Genomic DNA, 9,734 nt, shown 5'->3' with positions numbered 1-9,734 from the left:
CGTGCGCGCACACGCATGCTCGCGTGCCACAGGGGTTTACAGGAGAGCGCGATCAAACACGCCTCGCGCGGCGGAGGCGCCGACGCAGGATGCCTTGGACTTCACGAGGAGTGGTGTGTACGCGAGCGCGTGTGCACGCACCACACAGCCCGTGAACAAGAAAAAGGCGGGAGACACGCGAGCATGACCCTGACGTTCCATTCGCCTTCAACGGCGCCGGAGCGGCGCAGGCGGCGATCTTCCAGGGTGGCGCGTGGCCACCGGCACACCCCGGCAGCAACAGGCAGTTCGCCCCGGGGTCCGCGCTGCCTCAGTCAGGCACCGGCGCTCCATACCCGCCGCCGCCCGGCGTCTCGATTACGAACACATCACCTCTACCCACCTCCACCGACCCGATGTGCGACAGCACCTTGATCGAGCCGTCCGCGCGCGCCACGAGGTTGCGCCCGGGCTCGCCCGCGCCCCCGCCGGCCAGGCCGAACGCGGCCGTCGAGCGCCCGTTGGACAGGATCGACGCCGTCATCGGCTCGAGGAAGCGCACGGCGCGCGTACCGCCGTTCCCGCCCGGAAAGCGCCCGGCGCCCCCCGAGCCCTCGCGGATCTCGTAGCGGTCGACCCGCACCGGGAACCGATGCTCCAGCACCTCCGGGTCCGTCAGGCGCGAGTTCGTCATGTGCGTCTGCACGACGCTCGTGCCCGGGAAGCCGCGCGCGCCGCCCGCGCCGAGCTCGATGCCCGCGCCCGAGCCGCCCGAGATCGTCTCGTAGTACTGGACCCTGTCGTTGCCGAACGTGAAGTTGTTCATGGTCGGCTGGCTGCTGGCCAGCACGCCGAGGGCGCCGTACAGCGCGTTGGTCACGCAGGTCGACACCTCCACGTTGCCTGCCACCACCGCGGCCGGCGGGCGCGGGCTCAGCATCGAGCCCTCGGGGACGACGACCTCGATGGGCTTCAGGCAACCGGCGTTGAGCGGGATGTCGTCGTCCACGAGCGTGCGGAAGACGTAGAGCACGGCGGCCAGGGTCACCGCGCGCGGCGCGTTGAAGTTGTTGTCCATCTGCGCCGACGTGCCGGTGAAGTCCACCACCGCCGAGCGGCGCGCGCGGTCGATCCGGACGGCGACCGCGATCGTCGCGCCGTTGTCGAGCGGCAGCGTGAAGCGCCCGTCGCGGAGGAGCGCCGGGTCGAGCCGCGCGATCGCGAGGCGCACGCTCTCCTCGGCGTTGTCCTGCACGTGCTTCATGTACGCCTGCACGGTGTCGAGCCCGAACTGGGCCACCATCGCGCAGAGCTCCTGCGCGCCCTTCTCGTTGGCCGCGATCTGCGCGCGCAGGTCGGCCAGGTTCTGCTGCGGGCTCCTCGCCGGGTACGGGCCGCTGCCCAGCGCCGCGAGGATCTCGGCCTCGAGGAGCCGCCCGGCCTCGACGAGCTTCAGGTTGTCGAGCAGGACGCCCTCCTCCTCGATCGTCCTGGAGAACGGCGGCATCGAGCCCGGGGTGATGCCGCCGATGTCGGCGTGGTGGCCGCGCGAGGCCACGTAGAACAGCACGCGAGCGCCCTGCTCGTCCCATACCGGCGTGACCACCGTCACGTCGGGCAGGTGCGTGCCGCCGTGGTAGGGGTCGTTGAGCACGACCACGTCCCCCGGCTTCATTTCGGGATTGCGCGCGATCACGGTCCTGATCGACTCGCCCATCGAGCCCAGGTGCACCGGCATGTGCGGGGCGTTCGCGATCAGGCTGCCCTCGGCGTCGAACAGCGCGCAGGAGAAGTCGAGCCGCTCCTTGATGTTGACCGAGTGCGCGGTGTTCTGCAGGCGCAGCCCCATCTGCTCGGCGATGTTCATGAACAGGTTGTTGAACACCTCCAGCATCACCGGGTCGACCGCGGTGCCCACCGCGCGGCGCTCGGGGCGCGGCGACGCCCGGGTGAGCACCATGTGGCCGAGCGCGGTGATCTCGGCCTGCCAGCCGGGCTCGATGACGGTCGTGGCGTTGGCCTCGGCGACGATGGCGGGGCCGTCGATCTCCGCGCCGCGCCCCAGCCGCTCGCGCCTGTACAGCGCCGCGTCGCGGGAGGCGCCGTCGGAGTAAATGCGCACGCGGGCATCGGCCTCGGGGCGGTGCGGGCGCGCCTCGGCGGGCCGCTCCTCGGCGGCGTCGCCCGGCCCGATCGCCTCCACCGAGACGCTCTCCAGGACCAGCGCCTTGTCGGGCATCAGGAAGGCGAACCGGTTGCGGTAGGCCGCCTCGAAGGCGGCGCGGATCGCCTCGGCGCTGCCGTACGGCACGACGAGGGCGGTGTCGGTGCCGTCGTAGCGCACGTGCACGCGCCTTCGCTGCCGCACGCGCTCCGGCGAGAACCCTTGCTCCACGAGCTCGGCCTCCGCGTCGCCGCCGATGCGCGCGAGCGCCTCGTGCGCTGCGGCCAGGCCGGCCTCGTCGAGGCGCCGCTCCACCGCGGCCTCGCGCATCGCGTTCTGGTCGGAGAGGCCCATGCCGTAGGCGGACAGGACGCCCGCGAGCGGGTGCACGAGGACGCGGCGCATGCCGAGGGCGTCGGCCACCGCGCAGGCGTGCTGGCCGCCGGCGCCTCCGAAGCACTGGAGGGTGTACTGGGTGACGTCGTAGCCGCGCGCGACCGAGATCTTCTTCACCGCGTTGGCCATGTTCGCGACGGCGATCTGCAGGAAGCCCTCGGCCAGCTGCTCGGGCGTGATCGGGCGCGACGTCTCGCGGCGCACGTCCTCCGCCATGGCCCGGAAGCGCTGCTCGACGACCTCGCGGTCGAGCGGCTCGTCGGCGCCCGGTCCGAACACGCGCGGGAAGAAGTCGGGCTGGATCTTGCCGAGCATCACGTTGGCGTCGGTGATGGCCAGCCGGCCGCCGCGGCGGTAGCACGCGGGGCCGGGGCTCGCGCCGGCCGACTCCGGGCCCACGCGCAGCCGCGCGCCGTCGAAGCCGAGGAGGGAGCCGCCGCCGGCGGCCACGGTGTGGATGCTCATCATCGGCGCGCGCATGCGCACGCCGGCCACCTGCGTCTCGAAGGCGCGCTCAAGCTCGCCCGCGTAGTGCGACACGTCGGTCGAGGTGCCGCCCATGTCGAAGCCGATGACCTTCTCGTGCCCGCCTGCGAGCGCGGTGCGCACCATGCCGACGATGCCGCCGGCCGGGCCGCTCAGGATCGCGTCCTTGCCCTGGAACCGGTGGGCGAGCGTCAGCCCGCCGCTCGACTGCATGAAGTAGAGCGGCACGCCGGGCATCTGGCTGGCCACCTGCTCGACGTAGCGGCGCAGGATGGGCGAGAGGTACGCGTCGACCACGGTGGTGTCGCCGCGCGAGACGAGCTTCATGAGCGGGCTGACCTCGTGCGAGGCGGAGACCTGGGTGAAGCCGACCTCGCGCGCCATCCCGGCCGCCCGCCGCTCGTGCGCCGTGAAGCGGTAGCCGTGCATGAACACGACGGCGCAGGCGCGGACGCCGGCCTCGAACGCCTCGTCCAGGTCGCGGCGCAGCGCCGCGACGTCGAGCGGCTCGATCACCTCGCCGCGCGCGTCGATGCGCTCGCGCGCCTCGATCACGCGCTCGTACAGGAGGTCGTGCAGCGCGATGTGGCGGTCGAACAGGCGAGGGCGGTTCTGGTACCCGATGCGCAGCGCGTCGCGGAAGCCGCGCGTGGTCACAAGCACGGTGCGATCGCCCTTGCGCTCGAGCAGCGCGTTGGTGGCCACCGTGGTGCCCATCTTCACGCACGCGACCTGGTCGGGGGTGATGACTTGACCGGGCGGGAGGCCGAGCAGGCGGCGGATGCCCTCGACCGCTGCGTCGGCGTACTGCTCGGGGTTCTCCGACAGCAGCTTGGCGGTCGTGAGGGAACCGTCCGGCCGCCTGGCGACGACGTCCGTGAACGTCCCGCCGCGGTCGATCCAGAACTGCCACTTGCTCGAGGTCGACGTCATGGGCTCCGCTCCTTGCTAGAGCGACAAACGGGTTGAAGCCCCGAAAAAAAGCAGAAATTTCACAGGGAGGCGAGGAGGCGGGGAGCGAGAGACGGCGAGAGTGAGAGATTCTTTTTTTTTCTTCCTCCCCGCCTCCCCGCCTCCCTGTGAAATTTCTCCCGGTTTCAACATGATTGGCGTTCTAGCGTCTCTTCTGGGGCTGCGCTCGCGCGCCGGGGGCGCGGGCGTCTGCGCCTCCGGGCTCACAGCGAGCCGGCGGCACGGGTTGCCTGGTCGTACGCGCCGGACAGCCTGCGCAGGAGCCGCGCGACCTCGCCGAGCTGGCGGTGACATTGTGCCAACAAAATGTGTGAACGGACGATAAGTTTTCGTTCTCGTTCGTGAATCCAGCCTCGGCCCGCCGTGCGCCGTGCTCCCGTTCGATGCGTGCGGCGCAGGCGTGCGTGCGAATGGACAGGCGAGGTCTGAATTACGGAGAGTCGCCTGAGTTGATGCGCAAAAGTGCATCGCCAAAAAGGGTGTCGGCGGCGTGCCCATGAGGCATTGTGTCGATCGACCGATGCAGACCAACACGCATGATGCGCTGTTCAAGGCCGCCTTTTCGCAGGTCGAGCACGCGGCGGGAGAGCTGCGGCAAGCGCTGTCGCCCGAGCTGTCGTCGCAGATCGATTTCGCCGAGCTGTGGCTGCAACGGCTCCTGGTCGCGGCGGGAGAACCCTGGAAGGAGGAGATCGTGTCGGCAGCCGATCAGCTGGTGGAGCGCGGAAGACAGGTGGGGCTGCGGGAGGGGCTGCGGGAAGGCCTGCAACAGGGGCGCCGGCACGTACTGCTGAGGCAGCTCGGCGCGCGGTTCGGCGCGTTGCCCGGTGCCGCCGTCGCGCGGATCAACGCCGCCGACATCGCGGAGCTCGATCGCTGGTCCGAGCGCGTGCTCACGGCGCCGACACTGGCCGACGTGCTGAGCGAGCCCTGAGGGCACGTCTCGCCGCGCTGGACGTGGCTCCGCCGCCTCACTAAGGCCTCGTGCCCGCGTACGTGCGCCTGGGAACCGGGGTTCAGCGCTGTACAACTGTTTGCACGGTGTGGTAAACGCCCGAGCAGCTCTGGAAAAGAGAGAGCCTGCTCGAATGTCCAGACAGAAACCCCTTCCGCACATTACCGCCGCCCACGCGGCGGGGCTGGTCGCGCTGCTCGGCGCGACGGATCCCGCCGCGGCGGATGAGCGCGCCGGGAGCGCGGAGAGGCACTTCGAGCGGGCACGGCAGGCGCGCGCCGCGCGACGTCAGGCGCCCGTGGCGCCCGCGACGCCCGACGCCGGCCCGCACCCGCCGCCGGGCGGCGCGCCGACGGCGGGGAGCGCGCGGGAGTACCTGCAGGCAGCGCCGACGCGCTCGCCGGTGCTCAACGCGTTCCTGAGCGAGCTCGGCACGGAGCGCGGGGAGCTCGTGCCGCCGAACGTCCACGTCTTCGACGAGCACACCCTCGCCCCGAGGCTCGTCGAGATCGCCCGCCAGCGCGTGGTCTCGATGCTGCTCGCCGTGGGCAGGACCGACGTCGCCCTGACCCTCGCGCAGATGCCGCCGATCGCCAACGAGCGCGCCGCGCGGCTCTTCATGCGACAGGCGGTCCACGTCGGCGGCGACCTCGGGGCCATCACGCGCGACTACGCACGGCACTACCGGCGCTCGGGGGCCCCGGACCGCGACGACCAGCGCGCCGGCTGCATCATGGCCACGTTCGCCGGGCGCCTGAGCGCCATGGCGGAGAAGCTCCTCGGCCCGCACGTGCGCGCCGAGCTGCGGGCCGCGCTGGAGCCGCTGACGTCGCAGGGCAGCGCTCCCGCGCGGCGATCCAGGGCGAGCGAGCTCCGGGCCCCGCAGGGCGCCGGGCGCGCCGCCGCCGCGCCGGCAGCGCTGGGCGCCGCGGGCTCGACGACGCGACCGAGACGCAGGTAGGCGGCTCGCGCCGCGCGAGACAGGCGACGCCACGGCGCGCGCTCCCGCCCCCGGGCCGGATCCTGTTGCGGGGGGCCCGTTCGTTTGCTTCGTTGGGTGCGAGACGCCCCGGAGCGCTGGCTCCCGGGCCCCTGGATACGTCATCCCAGCGAGAGGCCGAAGCTCATGATTTCGCTCGCAGAAGGCAGTGTCATCGCTGGAAGATACCGCCTGGAGCGGATGCTCGCGCGAGGCGGCATGGGGGCGATCTGGGTAGCCCGGCACCTCCAGCTCGACGCCGGGGTCGCGATCAAGCTCATGGCGTCCGAGTACGCGGCTTCGTCCACCGCGCGGGCGCGCTTCGAGCGCGAGGCGAGGGCCGCGGCGCAGCTCAAGATCCCGAACGTCGTCCATGTGCACGATTACGGGATCGAGGGCGACACGCCGTTCCTCGTGATGGAGCTCCTCGACGGCGAGGACCTCGAGACGCGGCTCTCGCGCGAGGGGCGCCTCTCGATGGCGGCCACGCTGAGCATCGTCACGCAGGTGTGCAAGGCCCTGCGCCGCGCGCACGAGATGGGGATCATCCACCGGGACCTCAAGCCGGCGAACCTCTTCCTCTCGCGCCAGGACGACGACGAGCTCGTGAAGGTCCTCGACTTCGGGATCGCCAAGGCCCCGGGCATGCTGCTGGCCGGCAAGGAGACGAAGACGGGCACGCTCGTCGGCTCGCCCTACTACATGAGCCCCGAGCAGGTGCGCCGGAGCAAGACCCTCGACTGGCGCAGCGATCTCTGGTCCGTCGGCGTGATCGCCTATCGCTGCCTCACCGGCAGGCTCCCGTTCCCAGGCGAGGAGATCGGCGAGGTGTTCGTGGCCATCTGCACCGAGGACGCCCCCCTGGCGTCCAGCCTCGCGCCGGAGGTCGGGCCCGAGGTGGACAGGTTCTTCTCGCGCGCGCTCATGCGCGACCCCGAGCATCGGTTCCAGAACGCGAGCGCGCTCGCCGAGGCGCTCGGCGCGGCGGTCAGCTCGCCGGGGGCGAGGACCGGAGCCCCGGCGCCGCTGGCATCCGCGGAGGGCGCCTCTCCCGTGCTCGTCGTCCGCGGCGACGCGCCGGGAGCGAGCCCAGGCGCCATGGGAGCCCGCCCTGGAACGCCGAGTTCAGGCCCCGACGCGAGGGAGTCGGACGGCGGCGCGTTCCTGTCCACCCTTCCGGCAAGCCCATTCGACCTCCCGCGGGGCTCGCCGGGCAGCAGCGCCCCGGAGGGCGGCGCGCCGGCCTTCCAGGAGACCGCGAGCACGCTGGCGCCGGCCGGAAGCAGCGTGATCGCGCCGCCGAGCCGCGGCCGCCGCGTCTGGATCCCGCTCACCTTCGGCGCGCTCGCGATGGGGCTCGTCACCTACGCTGTTCTTCGCATCACCGCGTCGAGCGACGCCCCGACACCGCGGCTCGACTCGGCGGACTCGCCTGCTTCCGCAGCAGCGCTGTCCGCGACAGCGCCCTCCGCGGCGGCGACGGCGCCTCCTCCGCCGCCCGCCGACAGCGTCCCCGCCGCGGCGAGCGCGACGCCAGCCCCCGCGGCGCCGACCAGCGCATCCGCGCCCGTGCACGCGCCGCCTTCGCCTTCACCATCCATCAGAAAAGGCACGTCGCCACCCGCCAGGCCAAGGGCCGCTCCTGACGATCCCACCGAGCACATGTGATCTCGTCGGCTGCTCCGCACGGCGGATGGCGGTCAGATCCGAGGCGGAAGGCGGGAATGCGGGACGAGGACATCGACGGCCTTCCCGCCTTCATGCGGGCTCGCTCCGGCCGGTGAGCCAGCTACCTCCCGGCGCCTGCTCCGCCCTCTCGCCGGTTGCGCAGCGCGGGGGCCATGCGCTCGCGCACGAGGTCGAGGAACACCCTGACCTTCGGCGACAGGTGCCGCGTGCCGGGATAGACGACGTGGAGCGGCACGTCGGCCGGGCTCCACTCGTCGAGGACGCGCGAGAGGCGCCCCTCGCGCACGTCCTGCTCGCAGCGCATGGCGGGTAGCATCCCGATGCCCACGCCCGCGAGCGCGATCCGGTGCAGCACCTCGAGGTTGTTCGCCGTCGCTCGCGGCGTCACGCGCACCTCCGCGCGCCGGGCGCCGCGGTCGAGCACCCACCGCGCGCCGGGCGGCTCCCCCGCGCGCGCTCCCGCGGACACGAGGACGTCATGGCCCGCGAGGTCCGCCGGCGCGCGCGGGGCGCCGCGCCGCGCGAGGTACGCGGGCGCCGCCACGAGGTAGCGCGGGAGCGCCCCGAGGCGGCGCGCGACGAGCGAGGCGTCGCTGGGCGCGCCGAACCGCAGCGCCACGTCGAACCCCTCGGCGACGAGATCGACGATGCGATCGGTGCAGACCACCTCCACGCTCGCCTCGGGGTGATCGCGCAGGTACTCGGCGACCACGCCGCCGATCCACCCGAAGTGCAGCGGGGCCGTGACCCGCAAGAGCCCGCGCGGCCCGTCCTGCATCTGCGTCACGGTCCGGTCCGCGTCGTCGAGATCGGCCACGATGCGCGCGCAGCGCTCGTAGTACACCGCGCCGATGTCGGTGAGGCCGAGCTTGCGCGTGGTCCGCCGGAGCAGCTGCGCCCCGAGCCGCGCCTCGAGCTCGGACACCTTCCGGCTCACCGTCGACTTCGGCATCCCGAGCTCGCGCGCAGCCCGCGTGAAGCTGCCCGCCTGGACGACCCTGGCGAAGACCGCGATCTCGTTGAGGTCGGGCAGCATCAGATTGTCCCATTCATGGAACGATCCTTCCTGAAGGTCAACACTAATCAACCCCGTGGAACAGTCCTAGGTTCTCTCCAGAACGGGTGGCTCGGTTCGGTCGCGATCGCGACACGACGGCTCACGCGCGACTCACGGGTTGATCCGAGGAGTCACCTGGAAGGAGACACTCATGTACCTGGTCACGGGTGCTACCGGTAACGTCGGGAAGGAAGTCGTCGAGGAGCTCCTCGCCGCCGGAGAGAAGGTTCGAGTCTTCACGCGCGACGAGCGCAAGGTGGCTCGCTGGGGAGCCAGGGTCGAGAAGGCCGTGGGGGACCTCACGCGACAGGACACGATCGCGCCGGCGCTCGACGGCGTGAGGGCGGCGTTCCTGCTGCCGGTCGCGGCGGCCGACGGCATCGATCACGTCCGAGGCTTCCTCGCGGCAGCGCAGGCGAGCGGCGCGCCCCGCATCGTCCTCCTGTCGAGCATCAGCGCCGGCGCGCCTACGGTAGAGCTCGCCCGCAGCCACGCCGAGAGGGAACACCTCGTCAAGACGTCCGGGCTCCGCTGGACGTTCATCCGCCCCGGCACGTTCATGTCGAACACCTTCCAGTGGGCCCGGTCCATCCGGGCCGAGCGCGTGGTGTACAATCCGCACGGAGACGGCAAGACCGCGCCGATCGCGCCGCGCGACATCGCCGCGGTCGCCGCGCGCGCGATGATCACGGGAGAGCTCCTGGGACAGGCGCTGGAAGTGACTGGCCCCGAGCTCCTCAGCACGCCGGAACAGGTGGAGATCCTCGCGCGCGTCCTCGGCACGCCGCTGCGGCGCGTGGACGTCTCGATCGACGCCGCCAGGCGGAGGATGATCGAGGCCGGGACCCCCCCGTCGCTCGCCACGGCCGTCGGCGAGCTCATCGAGCGTATCCGCGCGGGGAACGGCGCCATGCAGACCGACATCGTCGAGCGCGTGACCGGGCGGAGACCGATGACCTTCGAGGCCTGGGCGCGCGAGCACGCGCGGGCGTGGACCGGAGACTGACGCCGGCGAGCGCAGGCGATGACGGCTCCGCGCGGCCGCGCGCCTCACCGC

General features: G+C 72.1%; 6 protein-coding genes. 4 read left to right on the top strand and 2 right to left on the bottom strand.

The window, feature by feature from the left end; genetic code table 11:
• Positions 1 to 310: 310 nt before the first annotated feature.
• Complete coding sequence (locus WMF36_RS21770) at positions 311 to 3,958, bottom strand: hydantoinase B/oxoprolinase family protein (protein WP_437581543.1); 3,648 nt, start codon at positions 3,956 to 3,958, stop codon at positions 311 to 313.
• Positions 3,959 to 4,517: 559 nt separating this feature from the next.
• Between WMF36_RS21770 and WMF36_RS21765 the strand changes: the two genes are divergently transcribed.
• The 3 genes from WMF36_RS21765 (at position 4,518) to WMF36_RS21755 (ending at position 7,599) form a co-directional block, all read left to right on the top strand.
• Positions 4,518 to 4,931, top strand: a complete 414-nt coding sequence (locus tag WMF36_RS21765) for a DUF4351 domain-containing protein (RefSeq protein ID WP_437581542.1) — start codon at positions 4,518 to 4,520, stop codon at positions 4,929 to 4,931.
• 154 nt (positions 4,932 to 5,085) lie between these two features.
• Entirely contained in the window at positions 5,086 to 5,913 is an 828-nt protein-coding gene (locus tag WMF36_RS21760; RefSeq protein ID WP_437581541.1) for a hypothetical protein, read from the top strand.
• 165 nt (positions 5,914 to 6,078) lie between these two features.
• On the top strand, positions 6,079 to 7,599 hold the full coding sequence (locus WMF36_RS21755; RefSeq protein WP_437581539.1) for a protein kinase domain-containing protein: 1,521 nt from the start codon (positions 6,079 to 6,081) through the stop codon (positions 7,597 to 7,599).
• Positions 7,600 to 7,720: 121 nt separating this feature from the next.
• On the opposite strand, the gene WMF36_RS21750 is transcribed toward WMF36_RS21755, so the two are convergent.
• Positions 7,721 to 8,656: a LysR family transcriptional regulator gene (locus tag WMF36_RS21750; RefSeq protein ID WP_437581538.1), complete on the bottom strand. Its 936-nt coding sequence runs from the start codon at positions 8,654 to 8,656 to the stop codon at positions 7,721 to 7,723.
• Between the two features lie 172 nt (positions 8,657 to 8,828).
• Here WMF36_RS21750 and WMF36_RS21745 point away from each other — a divergent pair, with 172 nt between their 5' ends.
• Positions 8,829 to 9,683, top strand: a complete 855-nt coding sequence (locus WMF36_RS21745) for an NAD(P)H-binding protein (RefSeq protein WP_437581537.1) — start codon at positions 8,829 to 8,831, stop codon at positions 9,681 to 9,683.
• The last annotated feature ends 51 nt before the right edge of the window (positions 9,684 to 9,734 follow it).

This window comes from Sorangium sp. So ce887, assembly GCF_051521455.1.
In the GTDB taxonomy this organism is placed as follows: Bacteria; Myxococcota_A; Polyangia; order Polyangiales; family Polyangiaceae; genus Sorangium.
Note: the sequence above shows the minus strand (reverse complement) of the source record. Positions and strands in the feature narration are given on the sequence as shown.